21 protein-coding genes are annotated in these 21,819 nt (G+C 62.9%); 12 read left to right on the top strand and 9 right to left on the bottom strand.

Going from position 1 to position 21,819, the window contains the following annotated elements; translation table 11 throughout:
• Nucleotides 1-172 precede the first annotated feature (172 nt).
• Nucleotides 173-2,173 (bottom strand): MacB family efflux pump subunit, encoded by a 2,001-nt coding sequence (locus DDE76_RS02690; RefSeq protein ID WP_104893498.1) that lies wholly within the window; start codon nt 2,171-2,173, stop codon nt 173-175.
• 7 nt (nt 2,174-2,180) lie between these two features.
• Nucleotides 2,181-3,380 (bottom strand): efflux RND transporter periplasmic adaptor subunit, encoded by a 1,200-nt coding sequence (locus tag DDE76_RS02685; RefSeq protein ID WP_104893497.1) that lies wholly within the window; start codon nt 3,378-3,380, stop codon nt 2,181-2,183.
• A gap of 170 nt (nt 3,381-3,550) precedes the next feature.
• Between DDE76_RS02685 and DDE76_RS02680 the strand changes: the two genes are divergently transcribed.
• On the top strand, nt 3,551-4,327 hold the full coding sequence (locus tag DDE76_RS02680) for an SDR family NAD(P)-dependent oxidoreductase (RefSeq protein WP_104893496.1): 777 nt from the start codon (nt 3,551-3,553) through the stop codon (nt 4,325-4,327).
• Nucleotides 4,328-4,375: 48 nt separating this feature from the next.
• Nucleotides 4,376-5,041 (top strand): hypothetical protein, encoded by a 666-nt coding sequence (locus DDE76_RS02675; RefSeq protein WP_104893495.1) that lies wholly within the window; start codon nt 4,376-4,378, stop codon nt 5,039-5,041.
• Here DDE76_RS02675 and DDE76_RS02670 read toward each other — a convergent pair.
• On the bottom strand, nt 5,038-6,069 hold the full coding sequence (locus tag DDE76_RS02670; RefSeq protein ID WP_281261850.1) for an Ldh family oxidoreductase: 1,032 nt from the start codon (nt 6,067-6,069) through the stop codon (nt 5,038-5,040). The two genes, DDE76_RS02675 and DDE76_RS02670, sit on opposite strands and share 4 nt — an antisense overlap.
• A gap of 168 nt (nt 6,070-6,237) precedes the next feature.
• Here DDE76_RS02670 and DDE76_RS02665 point away from each other — a divergent pair, with 168 nt between their 5' ends.
• From DDE76_RS02665 to fabV, 4 genes are all read left to right on the top strand, one after another.
• Nucleotides 6,238-7,134: an aromatic ring-hydroxylating oxygenase subunit alpha gene (locus tag DDE76_RS02665; RefSeq protein ID WP_104893494.1), complete on the top strand. Its 897-nt coding sequence runs from the start codon at nt 6,238-6,240 to the stop codon at nt 7,132-7,134.
• A 97-nt stretch (nt 7,135-7,231) separates the two neighbouring features.
• Nucleotides 7,232-8,941 (top strand): Rieske 2Fe-2S domain-containing protein, encoded by a 1,710-nt coding sequence (locus DDE76_RS02660; protein WP_104893493.1) that lies wholly within the window; start codon nt 7,232-7,234, stop codon nt 8,939-8,941.
• Between the two features lie 3 nt (nt 8,942-8,944).
• Complete coding sequence (locus tag DDE76_RS02655) at nt 8,945-9,592, top strand: glutathione S-transferase family protein (protein WP_104893492.1); 648 nt, start codon at nt 8,945-8,947, stop codon at nt 9,590-9,592.
• A gap of 74 nt (nt 9,593-9,666) precedes the next feature.
• Nucleotides 9,667-10,836 (top strand): enoyl-ACP reductase FabV, encoded by a 1,170-nt coding sequence (gene fabV / locus DDE76_RS02650; protein ID WP_104893491.1) that lies wholly within the window; start codon nt 9,667-9,669, stop codon nt 10,834-10,836.
• Between the two features lie 64 nt (nt 10,837-10,900).
• On the opposite strand, the gene DDE76_RS02645 is transcribed toward fabV, so the two are convergent.
• Nucleotides 10,901-11,938, bottom strand: coding sequence for a lysine-2,3-aminomutase-like protein (locus DDE76_RS02645; RefSeq protein WP_104893490.1), 1,038 nt, complete (start codon nt 11,936-11,938; stop codon nt 10,901-10,903).
• Nucleotides 11,935-12,984 carry an EF-P lysine aminoacylase EpmA gene (gene epmA / locus DDE76_RS02640; RefSeq protein WP_104893489.1) on the bottom strand — a complete coding sequence of 350 codons (1,050 nt, stop codon included), beginning with the start codon at nt 12,982-12,984 and terminating at the stop codon, nt 11,935-11,937. The genes DDE76_RS02645 and epmA overlap by 4 nt, the downstream gene beginning before the upstream one ends.
• 132 nt (nt 12,985-13,116) lie before the next feature.
• On the opposite strand from epmA, the gene efp reads away from it, so the two are divergent.
• Nucleotides 13,117-13,686 (top strand): elongation factor P, encoded by a 570-nt coding sequence (gene efp, locus DDE76_RS02635; RefSeq protein ID WP_104893488.1) that lies wholly within the window; start codon nt 13,117-13,119, stop codon nt 13,684-13,686.
• Nucleotides 13,687-13,902: 216 nt separating this feature from the next.
• Here the strand turns inward: efp and DDE76_RS02630 are convergent, their stop codons facing one another.
• The 4 genes from DDE76_RS02630 to DDE76_RS02615 all read right to left on the bottom strand — a co-directional run bounded on the left by DDE76_RS02630 (nt 13,903) and on the right by DDE76_RS02615 (nt 17,029).
• Nucleotides 13,903-14,394 carry a YciE/YciF ferroxidase family protein gene (locus DDE76_RS02630; RefSeq protein ID WP_104893487.1) on the bottom strand — a complete coding sequence of 164 codons (492 nt, stop codon included), beginning with the start codon at nt 14,392-14,394 and terminating at the stop codon, nt 13,903-13,905.
• A 99-nt stretch (nt 14,395-14,493) separates the two neighbouring features.
• Nucleotides 14,494-15,465, bottom strand: coding sequence for an acetylxylan esterase (locus DDE76_RS02625; RefSeq protein ID WP_104893486.1), 972 nt, complete (start codon nt 15,463-15,465; stop codon nt 14,494-14,496).
• A gap of 86 nt (nt 15,466-15,551) precedes the next feature.
• Nucleotides 15,552-15,986, bottom strand: coding sequence for a hypothetical protein (locus tag DDE76_RS02620; RefSeq protein WP_104893485.1), 435 nt, complete (start codon nt 15,984-15,986; stop codon nt 15,552-15,554).
• A 92-nt stretch (nt 15,987-16,078) separates the two neighbouring features.
• Nucleotides 16,079-17,029: a nucleoside hydrolase gene (locus DDE76_RS02615; RefSeq protein ID WP_104893484.1), complete on the bottom strand. Its 951-nt coding sequence runs from the start codon at nt 17,027-17,029 to the stop codon at nt 16,079-16,081.
• A gap of 167 nt (nt 17,030-17,196) precedes the next feature.
• Here DDE76_RS02615 and fgd point away from each other — a divergent pair, with 167 nt between their 5' ends.
• Genes fgd through DDE76_RS02590 form a run of 5 tightly spaced genes read left to right on the top strand, consistent with a single transcriptional unit; the run spans nt 17,197 to nt 21,755 of the window.
• Nucleotides 17,197-18,198: a glucose-6-phosphate dehydrogenase (coenzyme-F420) gene (gene fgd, locus DDE76_RS02610; RefSeq protein WP_104893483.1), complete on the top strand. Its 1,002-nt coding sequence runs from the start codon at nt 17,197-17,199 to the stop codon at nt 18,196-18,198.
• Nucleotides 18,195-19,007 (top strand): coenzyme F420-0:L-glutamate ligase, encoded by an 813-nt coding sequence (cofE, locus tag DDE76_RS02605; RefSeq protein WP_104893482.1) that lies wholly within the window; start codon nt 18,195-18,197, stop codon nt 19,005-19,007. The genes fgd and cofE overlap by 4 nt, the downstream gene beginning before the upstream one ends.
• Before the next feature lie 2 nt (nt 19,008-19,009).
• Complete coding sequence (locus DDE76_RS02600) at nt 19,010-19,948, top strand: putative F420-0 ABC transporter substrate-binding protein (protein WP_104893481.1); 939 nt, start codon at nt 19,010-19,012, stop codon at nt 19,946-19,948.
• A complete protein-coding gene (locus DDE76_RS02595) occupies nt 19,945-20,955 on the top strand; it encodes an iron chelate uptake ABC transporter family permease subunit (RefSeq protein ID WP_104893480.1) in 1,011 nt (336 codons plus the stop codon). The genes DDE76_RS02600 and DDE76_RS02595 overlap by 4 nt, the downstream gene beginning before the upstream one ends.
• Nucleotides 20,952-21,755 (top strand): ABC transporter ATP-binding protein, encoded by an 804-nt coding sequence (locus DDE76_RS02590; RefSeq protein WP_104893479.1) that lies wholly within the window; start codon nt 20,952-20,954, stop codon nt 21,753-21,755. The genes DDE76_RS02595 and DDE76_RS02590 overlap by 4 nt, the downstream gene beginning before the upstream one ends.
• Nucleotides 21,756-21,819: the final 64 nt, after the last annotated feature.

The raw sequence follows: 21,819 nt of genomic DNA, 5'->3' as shown, positions 1-21,819 counted from the left end.
AGCGTCCAGCGAACAGCCTTTGCATTGAATTTGTTCGATTTTGATCGCCGGGGCGTGGCAATGGCGCAACGCTTCGAGCTGTGCCGCAGGGCCGAGCATGCCAGTGGCATGATTGGAGGCGAGAAGGCCATGAGAGCTATGCTCTATTGGCTCGATATCGAGGTACCAAGCCCTACTCCCGCGCCAACGCCTCGACCGGGTCGAGCCGCGCTGCCGAGCGGGCCGGCATGAAGCCGAACACCACCCCGATCACACTGGCCGAGATGATCGCCAGTATGATCGACTCGGTGGAGTAGGCCAGCCGGGCGCCCGAAACGATCGCAGTCAGCCCCTGGCCCAGGGCAAAGCTCAGCGCCACCCCTGCAGCGCCGCCAGCAAAGCACACCAGGATCGCCTCGATCAGGAATTGCCGCATGATGTCGCTGCGGCGCGCGCCCACGGCCATGCGGATGCCGATCTCCTTGGTGCGCTCGGAAACCGAGACCAGCATGATGTTCATCACCCCGATCCCGCCCACCACCAGCGAAATCACTGCGATGGTGGAGATCAGAATGGACAGGGTCGCCGAAGTCGACTGGATGGTCTCGCGGATCGTGTCGGTGTTCTGCAGGAAGAAATCCTGTGTCCCGCCATGCAGCCGCGTCAGCAGTTCGGTGATTTCCGCCTCGGCCTGCGCCATATCGTAATCGTCGGCAATCCGCACGGCGATGGAATTGAGATAGCTCTGGCCCAAAATGCGGCTCATGGCCGAGGTGTAGGGCACATAGACATTGGCATTGTCCCCGCCGCGCCCGAAGCCCGAGCTGGCTTCCACCACACCAATGACCCGCACCGGCACCTTGCCCAGCATGATGACTTCGCCGATCGGATCCTCGCCATTGGTGAAGATGGAATCGACCGCATTCTGGTCGATCACCGCTTCCTGGGCCATGGCCGTGACACTGTCCTCGCCAAAGCCGGAACCGGCGGTGAAGCTGCGGCCATTGACTTGGAAATAATCCGCGCCAACCCCCGTCACCGAGGCATTTGTTGCGGTGTTGCGATAAAGTGCGGTGGCATTGGCGCTGACCTGTGGCGTCACGCTGTCGGCAAAGGCCTGTTCCGCCAGCGCCTCGGCATCGGTCGGCCGCAGCGTTCGCACCCGCCCCGAGCGCATGTCGCCAAAGCCGGAGCCGGGATAGACATTGATGGTGTTGGTGCCAATCGAGGAAATATTCTCCAACACAGTCTGCTGGCTCCCCTGCCCCAGCGCGACAACGGCCACCACAGAGGCAATGCCGATGATGATGCCAAGCATGGTCAGGAACGTCCTGAGCTTGTGCGCGCCCATGGCCCGCAAGGCCATACGCAGGGCTTCACCCATGCGGTCCAGCCCGCGCCGCCAGCTTGCCGCGGCCTTCATCTCTGTCTCGGCCTTTTCCACCCGGCGCGGCTCGACATTATGGCGATCGGCAATGATCTCGCCATCGGCAATCTCGATCACCCGTTCGGCCTGCGCAGCAATCTGCGGGTCGTGCGTAACCAGGATGATGGTGTGCCCGTCGGCATGCAGCTCCTTGAGCAGGGCCATCAATTCCTTGCCCGAGCGCGAGTCGAGCGCGCCGGTTGGCTCGTCCGCCAGAATGACTTCGCCACCATTCATCAGCGCCCGCGCCACGCTGACACGCTGTTGCTGTCCGCCCGAAAGCGCATTGGGACGATGGTCAAGTCGCTCGCCCAGACCCAGCCGGGTCAGAAGGGCAACGGCCCGTTCGCGCCGCGCCGCAGCGTCAACACCGGCATAAACCGCAGGCACCTCGACATTTTCCACAGCGTCCAGATCGGGCAAAAGCTGGTAGCGCTGGAAGATGAAGCCGAAATGTTCTCGCCGGAGCGCGGCCAGCGCATCGGCATCGAGCTTGCTCACATCCTTGCCGGCAAAATGGTAGGAGCCTTCGCTCGCACGATCCAGGCAACCAAGGATGTTCATCAATGTCGACTTGCCCGAACCGGACTGGCCGATGATGGCGACCATTTCGCCACGATGAATGTCGAGGTCCACGCCCTTGAGCACCGCCACCGCTTCCGGGCCGGCCTGGAAGCGCCGGACCAGACCCTTAATTGCAATGATCGGCGTTCCTGCGTCGACTGGCCTGGCGCCGAGCCTGTCGGTGTTGCTGAGGGGGCGATTCATGGCCCCTCTAGCCTCCGCGCCGCATCATCATCGGCCCGCCAAAGCCACCCGGTCCACCCGGGCCGCCCGAACTGGAGTTCAGGCGCGCCCCGGTCGCGTTGACGACCAGGTCTCCTTCTTCGAGGCCAGAAACGATTTCGGCATTGATGTTGTTGTTGAGTCCCACCTCGACGCGCACCGGGCGCATCTCCTCACTGGCCGGATCATAGACCGTCACCATGGCGCCGCCGTCCGGCCCCTGCCTGGTGACCAAGCTGGAAGGTAGGGACAGCACATTACGCGCCTCCGCCAGAACGATGGTCACCGATGCCGTCATCGAAATGCGCAGGCGATGATCGGGATTGGGCACCTCGAACAATCCATTGTAATAGACCGCACTGCCCGAACTGGACGTATCATCGGCAATCGAGGTCGGCGCCGGTTCGATCTCGCGCAATGTCGCCTCGATGCGTTGGTCAGGTTCGCCCAGAATGGTGAAATAGACCTTCTGGCCTGCGCTGACCTTGATCACGTCGGCTTCCGATATCTCGGCCTTGATGACCATGGTGTCCAGATTGGCGATCTTGGCAATCGTCGGCGTCGTCGAATTGGCGTTGAGCGTCTGGCCTTCCTCGACCAGCAACGCGACCACGGTGCCATCGGCCGGGGCCACGATCTGGGTGCGCGCCAGATCGAGTTCGGCGGACTCCACCGTCAGTTCCGCCTGAGCAATCTGCGCGTCAAGCTGGTCAATCTGCGCCCTGGCCTGTTCTACGGCGGCCTGCGCTGTTTCCAGCGCCGTCTGCGAGACCAGGCTGTTGGCGTTCAATTGCTGCTGCCGCGTCAGCGCCGTCTCTGCCTGGGCCAGAATGGCCTCCTGATTGCGTCGTTGCGCCTGAATGCCCGCCAGCGCCGCTTCAGCCGATTTCACCGCGTTTTCCTGGTTGAGACTGTCAATCTCGGCGATCAGATCGCCCTTCAACACGTCATCGCCCAGTGCCACATGCACCGCCTTTATGCTGCCTGAGACTTCCGCGCCCACGCTGACCAGCGCACTCGCCTCCAGCACACCCGAGGCGAGCACGGTGGTCTCGATATCGCCGCGCCCGACCGTCACCGTATCGGGCGTGGTGCTGGCCTGTGTCGGGGCCAGAAAATACCACCAGCCCGCCGCAGCACCACCGCCCAGGAGGATCAGAACAAGCAGGAAATTGACAAAACGCTTCATGGCTCGGAATGGCCCAATTGGATTCAGTATGCTTTTCCCATACGCCCAATGGGTGGCGAATTCACGTTAGCACTGGGTAAGACGCATTAAACTTTGGAAATGTTGACGCGGGCAGGAGGCGCGGTCCACCCTGCGCGCAAACTGTTGACCACTTCCCTCCAGGACCCATCATGTATTCGCTGCTCGATCCCAGCCGCTTTGTTGTCTTCATCACCGGCGCCACCTCCGGTTTCGGCGCCGCGGCCGCCCGCCGCTATGTCGCTGCCGGCGGCAAGGTGATTGCAACCGGCCGCCGCGAGGACCGCCTGCTGGCCCTGCGCGACGAGCTTGGCCATGACAACTGCCACATCATTCCCCTCGATGTGCGCGACCGCGCCGCCATGGAAGCGGCCATTGCCGCCATTCCCGCACCCTTCGATGCGATCAATATCGTGCTTGCCAATGCCGGGCTGGCCCTGGGCCTGCAGCCGGCCGCCGAGACGGATCTGAATGACTGGGAGACCATGATCGACACCAATATCAAGGGTGTGGTCTATACCGTACGCCTGTTGCTGCCCGGCCTGATTGCGCGCGGCGGCGGCCATGTGGTGACCCTGGGATCGGTGGCCGGCGAATATGCCTATCCCGGCGGCTCGGTCTATGCCGCCTCCAAGGCCTTCGTGAAGCACTTCGCGCTCGCCATCCGCTCGGACCTGCAGGGCAAGAATGTGCGCGTCACCGATATCGAGCCGGGGCTGACCGAAACCGAGTTTTCCGTGGTCCGCTTCAAGGGCGACGCGGACAAGGCGGGCAATGTCTATGCCAACACCAGGGCCATGACTGCCGAGGACATCGCCGAGTCCATCTTCTGGGCCACCTCGCTCCCCGAGCACGTCAATGTCAACAAGATCCAGCTCATGGCAACCACCCAGGCCATTGGACCCTTCGACATCTATCGCGAGGGCTGACAGGAGCCGGGCAAGAGGGCAATATGGTGCCCTCAATGGAGGGTTCCCATGCTGCTGCGACTAGCAATATTTCTGCCTGTCTCCCTTGCCTTGGCGACCCCTGCCATCGCTCAGATATCCCTCAAATCCATCGGCGACACCTGCCTCGAAACCGAACTCGACGACTGCAAGGTGCTGACGGCAGGCTATTTCAACCGCGCCGATTACGGGGACGACGAAGGTGCCCCCCTGATTGCCTGGCAAACCCAGGCCGGCATCAGCGAATATGGCGTCATGGGCGGCTTCGTGCTGTTCCGGCACGATGGCGACGGCTGGGCGGTGCTCGACAAGGGCTTTGACGGCTATTTCCAGATGCCCAGCCTCAATGACGAGAATGTGCTGCACCTGCCCGGTTACAGCCAGGGCACCGGCGCCTTCAACACCGACCGCCTGTTCAAGCTGGAAGACGACGGCACCACCTGGACACCCATCGACATGGACAACTGGCTGGTGGGCGTGGAACTCCCGGAGGACCTGGAAATCTGGAAGGGCGTCGCCTTCGATTTCTCCAATCCCTGGTCAGGCTATGTCGCCCGCAGCGGGCTTTGGCGCCCCGACGACGGCAATTGCTGCCCCAGCGGCGGCAGCGCCGTGATCAGCCTTGAGATCGAAGGCGATACCCTGGTGGGCAAGGAAGTTGAATACATCCCGCCCACCGGGGAGGAAGAAAACTAAAGCCCCAGGAACGCCACCGTATCCGGATCGACGGGAATGCCTTGGGCACGCCGTCGGTCCATCTCCTCCCATTCCCGGTCGCCCGGCGCCATCACGCGCCCGCCCTCGCGCACCGGAGAACCCCGCAACGCCGCCAGATAGGTGGTGATCGCGGCCCCGAAGGCGGCCCGGCCGGCAAACTTGTCCGGGTCGATCACCAGCACGAAATGGCCCATGTTCCGTGGCGTCGAAATATCATCGCCGCCGTACATGGGAATGAAATCGGGATCGAGCGTGGTGCCGGTCAGCAGGGCCGAGAACAGCGTCGCCACCCCGGCCAGGGCCGCGCCCTTGTAGCCGTAATCCGTGCCCCCCAGTGGCAGTAGCATATCGGCTTCATGCGGATCGGTGGTCATCTCACCATCTGGCGTCGCGGCCACGCCCGCCGGTAGTTCCTTGTCGAGCGAGCGATGCAGCAGGACCCGGTTGAGAGGAATGGAACTGGTCGCCATGTCGAGGAGCCAGGGCCTGCTCCCCGGCACCGGCGCGGCAAAGGCCAGCGGATTGGTCCCGTGAAATTTCTGCGCGCCGTCGAACAGCGCCACCATGGAATCAGTATTGGTGGTGGCAAAGGTGACAAAGCCCGCTTCGGCCCCCGCCAGTGCATATGCTCCCGCCGCCCCCAGATGCGAGGAATTCTTGATCCCCACCGCACCGACGCCGGCCTCCCGCGCCAGCTCCATGCCCACCGCGACGGCCTTGTAGGCGGCGTAATGCCCTAGCCCGTCATCGCCATCCACCATGGCGCTGCCTGCGCCGCGCCTGTCTACGCCAAGCTGCGGATCCTTGCTCAGCCGCCCGCCGGCCAGCATCCGGCAATAATGCCCGGTCAGCCGCACGCCATGACTGTCGACACCCACCAGCGAGGCATGCAGCATGGCCCTGGTCGCCGCTGCCCGCGAGGCATCATTGGCGCCCGCCTCGGCCAGGCGCATCTCGACACGCTCTGCCAGCAGTGTTTCGGGGAACCGGGGCGCTTCACTTTCCACGACGCATCATCCTCATAGACCTCATCCTGCACTTGTCGATGGGCACCATGCGGTCTTGGTGCATTCCGTGTCCACCATCATGCCTCGGGCGCATGGCCCATGCCCAACTTTATGCTGGCACTGGCCGCACACCCGGTTATGCTTGGCCAACACAGTTGAGACTACCCCATGCCAAACGCCCCCGATCCGATCACCCGCAATCTCTGGCACGTTGTTGCCGCCACCGACGAACTGCCCCTTGGCCTTGTCGAAACCACGCTGCTGCTCGACACGCGCCTGGCACTGACCCGTGGCAATGATGGCGAGCCCGTCGTCTGGCTGCGTAGGGACGAGGAGCAAGGCGACGAGATCGACGCCGGGACGATCCACGATCGCCTGCCCGTTCGTACCGCCTATGGCTACACCTGGACCTGTCTCGGCACACCTGCCGACGACCTCTTTCCCATTCCCGAATTTGCCGAGCCCGACCGGGTCAACATGAGCTGCGGCTCCATCGGCATTCATGTCTCTGCGCCACGCGCGGTCGAGAACTTCCTCGACATGGGCCACTTTCCTTACGTCCACACCGATATTCTGGGCTCCGAGCCGCATACCGAGGTCAAGGAATACGACGTCGAGGTGTCCGAGGAGCGCGACGAGGTGCTGGCCACCAAATGCCGCTTCATGCAGCCCCGCGCCGCCAAATCTGCAACCACGGCCATGGAAGTGGAATATGTCTATCGCGTGCCGCACCCGTTCTGCTCGGTGCTCTACAAATCCTGCCCCGAGGATGAGAGCCGTCGCGATGTGATCGGCATCTTCCTCCAGCCCATGACCGAGGAACGCTGCCGCGCCCACCTGCTGCAGTCGATGATCGATTCGACCTCGACCATCACCGATCTGCGGCGCTTCCAGCAGACCATTTTCGGCCAGGACAAACCGATCCTGGAAAACCAGTACCCCAAGAAACTGCCGCTCGACCCGCGCGCCGAAACCCCGATCCGCGCCGACAAGAGCGCCATCGCCTATCGCCGCTGGCTCAGCCAGAAGGGCATCACCTATGGGGTGATCCCGCAAGCGAGCTGATCGCCCCGGTTGCCGCCTCGTACGCCAAGGGCCTCCGGCAGCCAGTCCACAATATCTGCAGTCGTGGCGCGGCTGCCGGCCTTGACGGACAGTTTGCATGCCCCTCTCCCTTTCCGACCCCAATTGGTATCCCATCGCCTCAAGCGAGGACCTGCCCTTCCGCCATGTCTATCAGGGCCAGTTGCTTGGCCGCGAACTCGCGGTCTGGCGGGCCGACGACGGCAATGTGAATGTCTGGGAGAACCGGTGCCTGCATCGCGGCGTGCGGCTTTCCATCGGCATCAATGAAGGCCAGGAACTCAAATGCCAGTATCACGGCTGGCGCTACGCCAACCGATCCGCCGGCTGCACCTATATTCCGGCCCACCCGGCCGACGCCCCGGCCCGCCGCATCGAAAACCGCAAATATCCGGTCAGGGAAGCCTATGGGCTGATCTGGTCGGCGGCCAATGACGAAAAGCCCTTTGCCCCCTTCCCCGGCGCCGAGGGACAGAGCTGGTTTGCCCTGCGGCCCATGCCGGTGAATGCGGCACCCGAGGATGTGGTCGCCGGCCTCGCCCGTCTTGCCCCCGACGATCAGCCGGCGGACCTCCTGCCCGGTCTGACAGTCCGGCTCGGCGAAATTGTCTATTTCGTCCAGCCCGTCGATGCGGGTCGTGCGGTGATCCGTGGCCTCCTGCCCGAAACACCCGCTGACGCTCTGGCGGCCCTGCGCCACCATAATGAACATTTGACCCATTTGCGCGACCGGCTCGAACGCGCCGCGGCGAGAAAGCCCGCGCCCGAACCGTTGCAGCCCATCTATGAAAAGGTCTCGGCGGACCTTGCGACAATGCCCGACATTGCCGTGCCGCGCGGCAATACGCTCAATGTCGTGGTCAGCCGCAAATGGCAAAGCGCTGACGGCGTCATCGGCTTCGAGCTGGCCGATCGCGACGGCAAGCACCTGCCCACCTTCCAGCCCGGCGCCCATATCGATGTGCACCTGCCCAATGGACTGGTCCGGCAATATTCCATCACCAACGGCCCGGGCGACCTTCTCAGTTATGTCATCGGCGTCAAGCAGGAGAACGCCTCGAAAGGCGGCTCCAAGGTGCTGGTCGAAACCGTACGCGAGGGCGATGTGCTGGCCATTTCCGAGCCGCGCAACAATTTCCCGCTGCGCCGCGACGCCACCCGCACCGTGCTGATTGCCGGGGGCATCGGCATCACGCCCCTGCTCTCCATGGCACGCTTTCTCGACAAGTCGAGCCTGCCCTATGAGCTGCACTATTTCACCCGCAATGGCGAAAGTGTTGCTTTCAAAAGTGAGCTGGACGCGCTGCACGGCGCGGTGCATGTCCACACAGGCCTCGCCCGCGACGCCATTCGGGGCACCATCGATCAGGTGCTTGGCCCGCACCAGTTCGCCAACCATGTCTATATCTGCGGACCCGGCGCCATGCTCGAAATGGTGCAGGAAACCGCTGCCAGGCTCGGCTGGCCCGACGAGGCGGTGCATTTCGAATATTTCCAGAACGACAAGACAATCGACGCTTCATCGGCCTTCGATATCGAGCTGGCCCGCTCGGCCATGACCCTGCATGTGCCTGCCGGCAAGACCATTCTCGAGGTGATGCGCGAGGCAGGCTTGACTGTGCCCTCCTCCTGCGAACAGGGCGCTTGCGGCACCTGCCTGACCACCGTCATGGAGGGTGAGGTCGACCATCAGGACGTCTATCTCAACAAGAGCGAGAAGGCGTCCAACACCTGCATGATGACCTGTGTGAGCCGTGCGAAATCGGCGCGCCTGGTGCTGGATATCTGACCCATGACCATCACCCTTTACGATTTCGAACTCTCCGGCAATTGCTACAAGCTGCGCCTTTTGATGAGCATTCTTGGGCTCCCCTATGACATCGTGCCGGTGGATTTCTTCCCCGGACGCGAGCACAAGGCGGACTGGTTCCTGCGGCTCAATCCTTTTGGTCAGTTGCCGGTGCTCAAGGACGACGATCTGGTACTGTCCGACTCTGGCGCCATCCTCGCTTACCTGGCGAAAAAATATGACGCCTCTGGCCAATGGTTCCCGGACGACCCGGCCATCACCGCCGAAATCCTGCGCTGGCATGCCGTCGCCGACGACATCACCGCGACCAGTTCCGCCGCCCGTTTGGCTTTAGGTTATGACTATGATTTCGACATCGAGAAAAGCCAGAAGGGCGCCCATCGCATTTTCCGGCTGATCGATGAACATCTCTGGTTCGGCGAACGCGAGGGGCGCGACTGGCTCTGTGCGCCATCCCATCCGACCACGGCAGACATCGCCTGTTTTCCCTATGTGATGCTCTCCGAGGAAGGCGGCATTTCCCGCCAGGATTATCCAGCCCTTCGCCGATGGACCGACCGGGTGCGCCGCATTCCCGGCTTCACCGTCATGTCGGGCATTTTCCCCGCCGGACCGGCGAAGGTGGATTGAAGCGCCCCCACCCAACCCCTAGCCCTCCGCCGCCATTCCCGCTATTGCCTTGGTCAAACTGAGGAGAAAATCCCATGATCATCGAACCCAAGATCCGCGGCTTCATCTGCACCACCGCCCATCCCACCGGCTGCGCCACCAATGTGCAGCGCCAGATCGATCATGTTGTGATCAAGGGACCAATCCCGTCCGAGCGCAAGCGCGTCCTCGTGCTCGGCTGTTCGACCGGCTATGGCCTCGCCTCACGCATCGTCACCACCTTTGGCTCTGGCGCCGATACGGTTGGCGTGTCCTTCGAGCGCGAGCCGGGCGAGACCAAGCCCGCCTCCGCCGGCTGGTACAATAACCGGGCCTTCGAAAATCGCGCCCGGGCCGCCGGCAGCAAGGCCGTGACCATCGAGGGCGACGCCTTTTCCAATGAAGTGAAGGCCCAGACCATCGAGGCCATCAAGGAGACGTTGGGCCAGGTCGACTTGATCGTCTATTCGCTGGCCTCTCCAGTCCGCACCGACCCCAAGGACGGCGTTACCTATCGCTCGGCCATCAAGCCCTATGGCACTCAGGTCACCTCCAAGACCCTCAATACCGGCACCGGCGAAGTTTCCGAGGTCACTGTCGAACCGGCCACTGAGGAAGAGGCGGTCGCCACCGTCAAGGTCATGGGCGGCGAGGATTGGGAGCTCTGGATCGAGGCCCTGTCCGAAGCAGGCGTGCTGGCTGAGGATTTTGCCTCACTCAACTACACCTATCTGGGCAGCGAACTGACCTGGCCGATCTACCACAAGGGCACGCTGGGCAAGGCCAAGGCCGACCTCGACCGCGCCGCCGCTGCCATCCGCGCCAAGCACGGCGACAATGCCGCCCATGTCGTGGCTCTCAAGGCCGTCGTGACCCAAGCCAGCTCCGCCATCCCGGTGGTGCCGCTCTATGGCACCCTGCTGATCAAGGTCGAGGACGAAATGGGCCTGGGCGAAGGTCCGATCCATCAGATTGACCGCCTGTTCCGCGACAAGCTGCAGGGCACCATCGTGCTCGACGACAACAACCGCATCCGCGTCGATGACTGGGAACTGTCCGATGCCATGCAAGCCGAGTTGAAAAAGCGCTGGGCCGTGCTCAACACGGAAAACCTCGCCGCTCTCGCCGACCTGCCGAAATACCGCGAAGAATTCATGCGCCTGTTCGGCTTCGCCGTCGGCGGCGTGGACTATTCCAAGGATGTCGACCCGCGCGTGGTGGACTGAGCGTACTCACCGTCCCTTCTCCCCTTGTGGGAGAAGGTGCCCGAAGGGCGGATGAGGGGTGTCTTTATGCAATCGGCGGATAAGCGTGTTCCCCACCCTGCCAGTCGCGCACGGTAAAGCACCCATCCGAACCCACAATGCTCGTCGCCCCAATATCGGCCTTGCCATATCCGCCGGGAATGTCGAGCACATAGACCGGCTGGCACAGCCCCGATATCCGTCCGCGCAGCGCGTTCACCAGCGCCTGCCCCTCGGCAACGCTCACCCTGAAATGCCCCGTACCCGGCGCCAGGTCCGGGTGGTGCAGGTAGTAAGGCTTGATCCGGTTTTCCACGAAGCCGCGCATCAGGCTGGCAAGCGTCTCGACATCGTCATTGACGCCCTTGAGCAGCACGCTCTGGCTGATCAGCGCGATCCCGCCCGCCAGCATCCGCTCGAACCCGGTCTTCGCCGCCGCTGTCAGCTCACGCGGATGATTGGCATGCACCGCGAGATAAGTCGTCTTGCCACTCGCCCTCAGCGCCGCAACCATCTCATCATCGATCCGCTCCGGCTCCACCACCGGCACCCGCGTATGAAATCGGACGACTTTGACATGCTCGATATCCGCCAGCCGCTCCATCAGGTGACGCAACCGGCGCGGCGACAGCACCAGCGGATCCCCTCCTGTCAGGATCACTTCCCAGATCTCATCATGCGCCGCGATATAGCCGATGGCCGAATCCAGCTCGGCCGCCGTTAGCGTCCCCAGCCCCTGCGGCCCCACCATTTCCCGCCGAAAGCAGAACCGGCAATAGACCGGGCACACATGCACCGCCTTGAGCAGAACGCGATCCGGATAGCGATGCACGATCCCTTCCACCGGCGAATGGGCAAGATCACCAATCGGGTCGGCCCGCTCCTCCGGCGTCGTGGTCAATTCGTCCGCCGTGGGCACGAACTGCCGCGCAATCGGATCATCCGGATCGTTCGGATCGATCAGGCCCAGCACCGCCGGAGTAATCCCGATGGCATATTTTTCGGCGACGGCATCGAGCGCAGCATCCGGCGCAACAAGCCTGGCGGCCTTCAGCTCCGTGACTGACTTGAGCGCCCCGCTCATTCCGCCACCGGTGCCCACAGCACCGCCTCGATCCGCTGCGCGCCCGTGGCCAGCATCACCAGCCGGTCGAACCCCAGGGCAACGCCGCTGGCCTCGGGCATGAACTCAAGCGCGGCCAGAAAGTCCTCATCGATCGGGTAGCGTTCCCCATAGATACGCTGCTTTTCGGCCATTTCCGCCTCGAACCGCACCCGCTGCTCTGCCGCATCGGTCAATTCGCCAAAGCCATTGGCCAGCTCAACGCCCGAGGCATAGACCTCGAACCGCTCCGACACCCGCGCATCCCCCGGCACCCGCCGCGCCAGCGCCGCCTCGCAGGCCGGATAACGGTCCAGCACCGTCACCCGCCCATTGCCCAGTGCCGGCTCGACCTTCTCCACCAGCACATGCGTGAACAGATAGCTCCAGCGCTGGTCATCCGGCAGCGCCATGCCCACCTTCAGCATCTGCTCGGCCAGGGCCGCATCCTCGGGCACCCCGTCCTCGTCCATGGTCGCCAACAGATCGATGCCCGCAAAGCGTTCGAACGCCTCGGCGACACTGATCCGCTCCGCCTCTGCAAGCGGATCGCACTGCCGGCCACGAAATTCAAATTGCCTGCTCCCGGTCACCTCTGCCGCCAGCCGGATGATGGCCAGCGTATCGGCGATAATGGTCTCATAGGGGGCGCCCGACCGGTACCATTCGAGCATGGTGAACTCGGGATGGTGCAAGGCGCTCCGCTCGCGATTGCGCCAGACGTGCTGCAGACTGGCAATCCGGGTTTCCCCGGCGGCCAGCAGCTTTTTCATGGTGAATTCGGGCGAGGTGTGCAGATACATGCCCCGCCCGACCCCATCATTGCCGATCATTTCGGTGCCGAAGGCATGCAGATGCGCCTCGTTGCCGGGCGAACGCTGCAATCCTGGCGGATCGACCACCAGAAAGTCCCGCTCGGCCAGCCAGCCGCGCACGCTGGCCTCGATACGCGCCCGGGCCAGCAATGCCGGCCGCCGGTCGGCATGACGGTCGGGATGCCACCAGGGCGATGTGTTCGATACCGTCATTGATGGGTTTCTTGCCGTCCGGTCTGGCGAAAGGGCGCGGAATACTGTATCGGGCGCACCACATATGCATTTTCTGGCGCCCGGACGGACCCTGCCTCTAGCCCGCGCCAACGATACGAACAAGGAAGAAATATGGTCAAGGTCATCGCCTCGTCGCTGCGCAAAGGCAATGTCGTCGAGCAGGACGGCAATCTGCACGTCGTGCTGACGGCGGAAAATGTCCACCCCGGCAAGGGCAATTCAATCACCAACGTCAACATGCGCCGCATTACCGACGGCGTGAAGGTCGTTGGCCGCTGGCGCACCGTGGAAATGGTCGAAAAGGCCGACGTTGACGATCGTGAATATGACTATCTCTATTCCGATGCCGAAGGCCACCACTTCATGGAGCCGGTCAGCTTCGAGCAGATCACCGTTTCCGACGAGGTCATCGGCGACCAGAAGGCCTATCTCACCGATGGCATGAAGGTGCACCTTATGACCCATGAAGGCATTGCGCTCTCCATGGAACTGCCGCAGCGCCTGACGTTCGAGATCGTGGAGACCGAGCCTGTGGTAAAGGGCCAGACCGCTTCTTCGTCCTATAAGCCGGCCGTGCTGAACAACGGCCTGCGCGTCATGGTCCCGCCCCATATTGGCACCGGCACCCGCATCGTCATCCTCACCGAAGACAACTCCTACGTGGAGCGTGCGAAGGACTGAAGTCCGGCGCCGCTGCGCGGCGTCAAAACCCTCCAGTGGAGGTTTTTGAGAACGTCAGGCCCGGAGACTGCGCACCGTGCCAAGGGCAAATTTGCTCCGGTGGAGCAAATTTAGGTAAGCAGGCCACGAGACCTATGGTCGAGTGGCAGCACGAAGGGCCCAGCTCATCAACAAGCACAATACAAAACGGGCCCCTGAGGGCCCGTCTTCTTTTTCCTATGCCGCGGCCTTCAAGTTCACCGAACTCTTGGCCAGCTTGGTCAGCTTCTCGTCGGTTGCTTCTTCTTCCTTGAGCGTTTCAAGGAACAGCTCGAGCGCTTCGGTATGGCCAAGCTGCTTGGCCCAGGTCGCCAGCGTGCCATAGCGGGCGATCTCGTAGTGCTCGACAGCCTGCGCCGCCGAGACCAGTCCGGCGTCAAGTGCCTGTGTGCCCTTGAACTCGTCCATGATCTCCTTGCCCTCCTCGATAATGCCGAGAATGGCATCACAAGTCTTGCCGCGCGGGTTCTTGCCGAGCAGTTCGAACACTTTTTCAAGCCGTTCGACATGCACCTCGGTTTCGGCCTGATGCTGTTCGAACCCGGCCTTGAGGTCGGGCGACACCGCAGCCTTGGCCATCTTGGGCAAGGCCTTCAGAATGTGCCGCTCGGCGAAATAGATGTCCTTGAGCGTATCGAAAAACAGATCGTCCAGTTGCTTTTCAGCCATTTGTCTTCAGCTCCAGTTGGCATTGGAATGATGACGCTGGCTCTGCAACGGCGCCACCGAACCGAAGTTCCGGCGCCGCCCGATCACATCTGAGAGGCGCTAGACGCCGAAGCGCTCGGTCAACCACGCCATCTGCTGGCGATCCTGGAACGGCCCGCCGCCCTCGTGATTGTTGAATTCATAATCGATGATGGACTTGTCGGTGCCCGCAAAGGCCTTGTACGCCCCATAGACGGTCGATGGCGGGCAGATATCGTCCATCAGCGCCACCGAGAACAGCGCCGCTGCCTGGCTTTGCCGGGCGAAATTGACGCCATCGAAATAGCGAAGTGTCTCGAACACCTTGTCCGTCTTGTCCCGGTGCTGCGCCAGAAACCGCACAATCTCGCCATAGGGGTCGCGCCCGGCCACGCGTACGGCGCGGGGGAAATCGCAGAGAAAGGGAACATCGGGCATCACCGCCTTCACCCTGGCGTCGATCCCTGCCACTGCCAGCGCAATGCCGCCACCCTGTGAGCCGCCGCAAACCGCGATGCGGTCCGGATCAACGACGTCCTGACCGACCATCGCGTCGATGGCGCGCACGCCATCGGTGAACAGCCGCCGATAATAATAGTCTTCCCGATTGAGGATCCCCTTGGTCATGACCCCAGGAATCTGGCTGGTCGACCCGATCGGGTCCGGCGTGGCGCCGGTACTCCAGCCCGAACCCTGCCCGCGTGTGTCCATGCGGAAATAGGCAAATCCAGAAGCTGCCCAATGCAGCAATTCATGCGGAAAGCCCCGCCCCCCGCCATAGCCGACATATTGTGCGATCAGCGGCAGCCGGCCCTGCCGGTCCTTGGGCAAGACCAGCCACCCTTTGACCGGATGCCCGCCAAAGCCGGGAAAGGTGACGTCGAACACCTCGACCAGCTTGAGCGTGGTCTGCGCCGGCACGATCTCCACGGCCCCGCCGGCCTGCCGCGCTTGTGTCAGGGTCGCGTCCCAGAACGCGACGAAATCGTCGGGTAGATCCACTGCGCTTTCATAAAGATCAAGGGCCGGATGAACGAGGTCGGGAAAGGGCATAATGCTTCCAAAGGGCTGACGATAACCCCGGCAATCTGCCTGCTGCGTGTCGAATTATCCAGCCTGCAGAGGCCAATGCGCAGACCTTATTGGGCGCGGAACAGGCTGCGGTGATAGCCGATCATGGCCGGCTGCGGCCAGAGCGAGACATTGTCCGGCAGCACCATGTTGCGCCCATGCGCCTCGCTTGCCTCCACCGGCTCGGAGACGATTTCGGGATGCGAGGTATAGGCACGATAGGCATCGCTGATCAGCAGATGCCCCTTGCCCAACAGGCCCGCCACCACGGCGTCCACCACAACGGCATTGCCCGGCGCCATATGCCCGCCATGGCCAAGCGGCTGGAACAGGAAGACCTCAAGAAGTTGATCGGCTTCGTCAGAGGCATAGGCCTTGCCTGTCACGGCGCAGCGATAGTCGTAGATTTCCAGCATGAACTGCCGGAACGAGACGGCATCATCCAGCGCAAAGCCGCGTTGAACACCTTCGGCGAAGCCTATTGAACGGTCTCTATCCGCCACCGTTTTTCCCCCATTGGGGAAAACACTAGGCAAAATTGATCGAGTGACAATGGGCATTTTGCCCACTGTCCCAGTGTTATCGATGACAGAGCCTACCGCCCCACCGTTTCGCGATAATGCTCAAGAACTTTTCCGGCATCGACACTTGTGCAGATGGTCTGGGCCGGTCGATTTGCCCAATCGGGGTGACCGCCCTTGCGGGACTCGGGCATCTGGATCGTCTGGCCAACAGCCACCCCATCGCGCACCACGATGATTGGCCCGCGGCGGGTTTCGAACCATTCCGGATGAAGGGCATAGGTCACCGCCAGGAGGTCATGCCCGACCACGCCGGAAAGCCCCATCATTTCCTTGTAAAAGCGGGCATAATGCTCGCACATCTGGGCCAGCAGGGCGCCATTCTCGCCCACTTCGCGCGACAATGTCTCAAGATAGGCGGTGTCCAGAATGATGTCGTGGGTCACATCGAGCCCCACCACCACGACAGGCCAGTCCGCCGCGAAAATCTCGTCTGCGGCCACCGGGTCGCCATGGATATTGGCTTCCGCCGCCGGGGTGATATTGCCGCTGCGGCCCTGATAGCCGAACGCGCCACCCATGATGATCACCTGCTTGGCAAGCTTTGCCACTTCGGGCTCCGCGCGCAGCGCCAGGGCCAGATTGGTCATGCGGCCGACCGCAATGATGGTAACTTCGCCCGGATGGGCCTTGAGCATGTCGATGATGAACTGGCTGGCTTCGCCGGGCGCCAACCCGCTTTCATCCACGGCCGGAATTTCGATTTCGCCCAGACCGTTGACGCCGTGAACAATGACCGGCTCGGCCTTCTCCACGCCATCCAGGGTCTTGCCAGCCCCCCGCACTACCGGCGCTGACAATCCGAACCGTTCCCTGAGAAACAGCGCATTGCGGGTGGTCGTGGCCAGGTCGGCATTGCCGACCACCGTGGTAATGCCCAGCAGATCAATTTCCGGCAGCTTGCTCAGATAAAGCAGCGCCATGGCATCGTCGATGCCGGGATCGGTATCAAAAATGACTTTCATCGTTTCGTTCGCTTTCGTGCCGGCCCCTTTGGAACCGGGATTCGGGAAAGGCTACATCCCTTGTTATTCTAGTGTATCGCCGGTGCTCTAGCATGAAGCGGCTTGACTATCGATAGTTTTTGACCAAACGATCAAAAAATCGATTGTCGCAGGCGAGAGGGACGACCATGCGTTTCGGGTACAAGGCTTCGGCCGAACAGTTCGCACCCAATGATCTTCTTCGCTTTGCCGTTGAAGCCGAGCAGGCCGGTTTCGATTCGGTCTTCGTCTCTGACCATTTCCAGCCCTGGAAGCACACGGACGGACACGCCCCCTTCGCGCCGGGCTGGATGTCCGCGGTCTTGGCCCGCACTGAAAAGATCACATTGGGTACCTCCGTACTCACCCCGACCTTTCGCCTGCACCCCAGCGTCGTCGCACACGCCTTTGGCACAATGGGCGCCATGTTTCCCGGCCGCGTCATCCTTGGCGTCGGCACTGGCGAGGGCCTCAACGAGGTGCCTGCCACCGGCATGGACTGGCCCGAACTCAAGGAGCGCTCCGCCCGGCTGCGCGAAGCGGTTCGGCTGATCCGCCAGCTCTGGTCTGAGGACCGGGTGAGCTTCGAGGGCGAATACTACAAGACCGTTAACGCCACCATCTATGACAAGCCGGCCGAGCCGGTACCGATCTATGTCGCGGCAGGCGGCCCGCTCAACGCCAAATATGCCGGTCGCGCAGGCGACGGTTTCATCTGCACCTCGGGCAAGGGCGCCGAACTTTATGTCGACCAGCTTTTGCCCAATGTGGCCACCGGCCGGGCCGAAAGCCCGCTAAAGGAGAAGCCGTTCGAGCGCATGATCGAAGTAAAGGTCTCGTTCGACACCGATGCCGACCGCGCTCTTGAGGACACCCGCAACTGGGCAGCTCTTTCGCTCTCTGCCGAGGAAAAGCACTCAGTCAAGGATTCCGAGGAAATGGAGCGCCTGGCCGATGCCCTCCCCATCGAGCGTGTCGCCAAACGCTGGATCGTCTCCTCCGACCCCGATGAGCATGTCGCCAAGATCAAGACCTATATCGATTACGGCTTTGACCATCTGGTGTTCCACGCCCCCGGCACCGACCAGAGCCGTTTCCTCGGGCTCTATGCGAAAGAGATTCTGCCAAGGCTGCGGAAGCTGATAGGATGACCCCACGCGTTTCTGTCTGGGGCATCACCGGCATTCCCGAAATCGCCCCCAAGGATGACCTGGTTGCGCTGATTGCCGAGGCGATCACGGCACAGTCGGCCACCGACCCCGATCTGGCGCTGCAATCGGGCGACATCCTCGTGGTCACCTCGAAGATCGTCTCCAAGGCCGAGGGCATGCAGGTACCGGCCGCCGAGCGCGAGCAGGCCATCGCTGCCGATACGGTGCGCGTGGTTGCCGAACGCGTGCATCCCGGGGGTACCTTCCGCATCGTCGAGACCCGCCAGGGCCTGGTCATGGCCGCTGCCGGCATAGACATGTCCAATGTGCCAGAAGGCACCGCCCTGCGCCTCCCCGCCGATCCGGACGCTTCCGCCCGCGCGCTCTGCAAGGGCTTGCGCGAGAAGCTCGGATTGGAGATCGGCATCATCGTCACCGACACCATTGGCCGCGCCTGGCGCATCGGCCAGACCGACATGGCCATTGGTGCCGCCGGCGTGCAACTGACCGACGATCTGCGTGGCGAAAACGACGCCAATGGCCGGCCCCTGCATGTCACCCAGGCTGTCATTGTCGATGAGATCGCCGGGGCCGCCGATCTGGTCAAGGGCAAGACCACAGGCATCCCTGTCGCCGTTGTGCGCGGGCTTGGCCGCTTCGTCACGCCCCTCGATGCGCCCGGCGCCCGCACCCTGAGCCGCACGGGCGATGACGACATGTTCCGTTTCGGCACCGCCGAAGCCTATCGCCTTGGCTATGAAGCGGCCATGGCGGAGATCAATTCACGCAAAAAGCAGAAGCAGGACTGACCATGCGTCACCTTGGCCGCCTTTCGTTCATCTTGACCCTCCTGGCCCTCCCCGCACAGGCGGCCGCCTATCCCCTGACGCTGGACAATTGCGGCCATGCAATCACCATCGACGCGGCGCCGGAACGGGTTGTCACCATCAAATCCACCGCCACCGAAATGCTGCTTTCACTGGGCCTTGGCGACCGTATCGTCGGCGTTGGATTCCAGGATGGCCCCCTGCCCCCGCATCTCGTGCTGGCCGGCGCGGGCCTGCCCGTCCTCTCCGACAAGCTGCCCAGCCAGGAAGTCGTGCTAGAGGTCGAACCCGACTTCATCTATGGCGGCTGGGAAAGCAATTTCGCCGCGGACGGCGCCGGAGAGCGCCCCACTCTCGCCGGACTTGGCGTTGCTACCTATGTCGCTCCGGCCGCATGCCGGTCGATCAAGCTGGCCAAGCTGACATTCGAGCAACTCTTTGATCAAATTGGCGAATTGGGCGCAATCTTTGACGCGGACGACGCTGCCAACCGCCTCATCGCCGACCAGCAAGCCGCACTCAATGCCATCGCACCCGACCCGCGCGGACTGACCGCGCTCTGGTATTCCTCCGGCACCAAGACCCCCTATGTGGGCGCCGGCAGCAATGCTCCCGCCATGATCATGGAAGCCCTCGGCCTGACCAACATCTATGCCGATATCGACGAAAGCTGGACCTCCGCGTCCTGGGAAGCCATCGTCGACGCCAATCCCGACGTCATCGTCCTGGTCGACGCCGCCTGGAACTCGGCCGAGCAGAAAAAGACATTGCTGGCAGTAAACCCGATCACCAGCCAGCTCGACGCGGTCATCAACCAGCGCTACCTGATCATTCCGTTTCCCGCCTCGGAAGCGGGTATCCGCAACGTCCCGGCGACCGCAGACATGGCCGCGCAACTGGCCAAGCTGACATTTGGGGAATGACGATCACGCATCGTCTCTCCCTGCCGGCCTTGGCTGTGATCCTCATCGCCAGCGCTATCGCGGCGGTGACATTCGGGCCAGCCGACATTACGCCGGGCGAGGTCTGGTCAGTCATCGCGCATCATCTTGGCATTTTGCCCGAAAGCCCGGTTTCGCGGCTGCGCGATGCGATCGTCTGGGAATTGCGCTTGCCCCGCGTCCTGACCGCTCTGGGGGTTGGCGCGGGCCTGGCCCTGTCCGGCGCCGTGATGCAGGCGCTGACCCGCAATCCCCTCGCCGATCCTTTTCTCCTCGGTCTGTCTTCTGGCGCAGCACTGGGCGCGGTATCGTTCCTTCTGCTGGGCCTCACCCTCCTTATGCCGCTCGGCGCCTTTTTCGGCAGCCTCGGCGCGCTGGCACTGGCCCTGCTCATCGCCCAGCTCCTTGGGGGCGCCACCCCCAGCCGCGCCATTCTCGCAGGCATCTGCATCGCGGCCCTGGCCTCGGCGGCGACGTCCTTCCTCATCTTCTGGTCGGCCACGGGCGACAGCTATCGCGAGATCCTGAGCTGGTTGATGGGCTCGCTCTCAGGCTCGATATGGTCGGATGCAGGCCTGGTCTATCTTGCGCTGGCGGCGTGTCTCCCGATCATCCTCGCCAATGGCCGTGCGCTCGACGCCTTCGCCTTTGGCGATACGGCCGCCGCCAGCCTGGGCATTGATGTGCCGCGCCTGCGCTGGACCTTGCTGGGGGCGACGGCTCTGCTGACCGGCATCATGGTGGCGATTGGCGGCGCCATCGGTTTCGTTGGCCTCGTCGTGCCCCACGCCGTACGCCTGGCCGTCGGGTCGGCACACCGCAAATTGCTGCCCCATGTCATGCTGGCCGGCGCCATCTTCATGCTCTGGACCGACACGGCCGCGCGAACCCTGTTCGATCCGCGCGAACTGCCAGTCGGCATCATCACAGCCCTGATCGGTGCACCGGTCTTCCTGGCGGTCCTGCTGCGCTACCGGAGGATTACGTGAGCCTCACGGTCACCGCACTTTCGGTTGAGAAATCCGGCACAGCCATCCTGTCCGATGTGGGCTTTTCTGCTCCGGCAGGCCGCATCACCGGATTGATCGGACCCAACGGCGCCGGCAAGTCCACCCTGCTCTCGGCCTTGCTCGGCCTCGTGCCGGCCCAGGGCAGCATCGCCTTCGAGGGCAACGATCTGCCCCGCATGCGCCGGCGCGACCGGGCACGGCTCCTGGCCCTTGTCGAGCAATCCACTGCCACCGAAGAGCGCTTGAGCGTGCATGACGTCGTCACCCTGGGCCGCATCCCTCACGAAGCGGCGTGGCAGGCCGAACCCAATCCGGAAGATGAAGGCATAATTGCCCAGGCCCTCGCCGACACCGGCACCACAGGCTTTACCGCAAGACGGTTCACCACCCTGTCCGGAGGAGAACAGCAGCGCGTGCATGTTGCCCGCGCCCTGGCTCAGCAGCCGCGCCTGCTGCTGCTTGACGAGCCGACCAGCCATCTCGACATCCGCGCCCAGCTTCAGCTTCTGGCCCTGCTCCGGCAAAAGGCCGGGGCCGGCATGACCATATTGGTGGCCCTGCATGACCTCAACCTGGCAGCGCGGTTCTGTGACCACCTGGTCGTGCTGGCCAATGGCCGCTTGGCCGCCCAGGGTTCGCCAGCCGAAATCCTGACCCCGGAACTGCTGCGCTCGGTCTATGGCGTATCCGCCAGGCTGGTGTCCGACACTGCCAATGGCCGCCCCCTGATCGTCTATGACGAGGCGATTGCCGAGGGCGACGCGCAAATACCCGATTGACAATCGTGCCTCAGGCACTCAAAAATTTGATCGACTGGTCAAATTTCCAGATCAACGGGAGCGC

The sequence above is a fragment of the Devosia indica genome (assembly GCF_003056405.1).
GTDB classification, from domain to species: domain Bacteria; phylum Pseudomonadota; class Alphaproteobacteria; order Rhizobiales; family Devosiaceae; genus Devosia; species Devosia indica.
The sequence above is the reverse complement of the archived record's forward strand: the minus strand, read 5'-3'. Positions and strand labels throughout refer to the sequence as shown.

Excerpts from the sequence above, each read along its gene's own strand:
- DDE76_RS02690 (WP_104893498.1), bottom strand. The coding sequence starts at position 2,173 with ATGAATCGCCCCCTCAGCAACACCGACAGGCTCGGCGCCAGGCCAGTC.
- DDE76_RS02685 (WP_104893497.1), bottom strand. The coding sequence starts at position 3,380 with ATGAAGCGTTTTGTCAATTTCCTGCTTGTTCTGATCCTCCTGGGCGGT.
- DDE76_RS02680 (WP_104893496.1), top strand. The coding sequence starts at position 3,551 with ATGTATTCGCTGCTCGATCCCAGCCGCTTTGTTGTCTTCATCACCGGC.
- DDE76_RS02675 (WP_104893495.1), top strand. The coding sequence starts at position 4,376 with ATGCTGCTGCGACTAGCAATATTTCTGCCTGTCTCCCTTGCCTTGGCG.
- DDE76_RS02665 (WP_104893494.1), top strand. The coding sequence starts at position 6,238 with ATGCCAAACGCCCCCGATCCGATCACCCGCAATCTCTGGCACGTTGTT.
- DDE76_RS02660 (WP_104893493.1), top strand. The coding sequence starts at position 7,232 with ATGCCCCTCTCCCTTTCCGACCCCAATTGGTATCCCATCGCCTCAAGC.
- DDE76_RS02655 (WP_104893492.1), top strand. The coding sequence starts at position 8,945 with ATGACCATCACCCTTTACGATTTCGAACTCTCCGGCAATTGCTACAAG.
- fabV (WP_104893491.1), top strand. The coding sequence starts at position 9,667 with ATGATCATCGAACCCAAGATCCGCGGCTTCATCTGCACCACCGCCCAT.
- DDE76_RS02645 (WP_104893490.1), bottom strand. The coding sequence starts at position 11,938 with ATGAGCGGGGCGCTCAAGTCAGTCACGGAGCTGAAGGCCGCCAGGCTT.
- epmA (WP_104893489.1), bottom strand. The coding sequence starts at position 12,984 with ATGACGGTATCGAACACATCGCCCTGGTGGCATCCCGACCGTCATGCC.
- efp (WP_104893488.1), top strand. The coding sequence starts at position 13,117 with ATGGTCAAGGTCATCGCCTCGTCGCTGCGCAAAGGCAATGTCGTCGAG.
- DDE76_RS02630 (WP_104893487.1), bottom strand. The coding sequence starts at position 14,394 with ATGGCTGAAAAGCAACTGGACGATCTGTTTTTCGATACGCTCAAGGAC.
- DDE76_RS02625 (WP_104893486.1), bottom strand. The coding sequence starts at position 15,465 with ATGCCCTTTCCCGACCTCGTTCATCCGGCCCTTGATCTTTATGAAAGC.
- DDE76_RS02615 (WP_104893484.1), bottom strand. The coding sequence starts at position 17,029 with ATGAAAGTCATTTTTGATACCGATCCCGGCATCGACGATGCCATGGCG.
- fgd (WP_104893483.1), top strand. The coding sequence starts at position 17,197 with ATGCGTTTCGGGTACAAGGCTTCGGCCGAACAGTTCGCACCCAATGAT.
- cofE (WP_104893482.1), top strand. The coding sequence starts at position 18,195 with ATGACCCCACGCGTTTCTGTCTGGGGCATCACCGGCATTCCCGAAATC.
- DDE76_RS02600 (WP_104893481.1), top strand. The coding sequence starts at position 19,010 with ATGCGTCACCTTGGCCGCCTTTCGTTCATCTTGACCCTCCTGGCCCTC.
- DDE76_RS02595 (WP_104893480.1), top strand. The coding sequence starts at position 19,945 with ATGACGATCACGCATCGTCTCTCCCTGCCGGCCTTGGCTGTGATCCTC.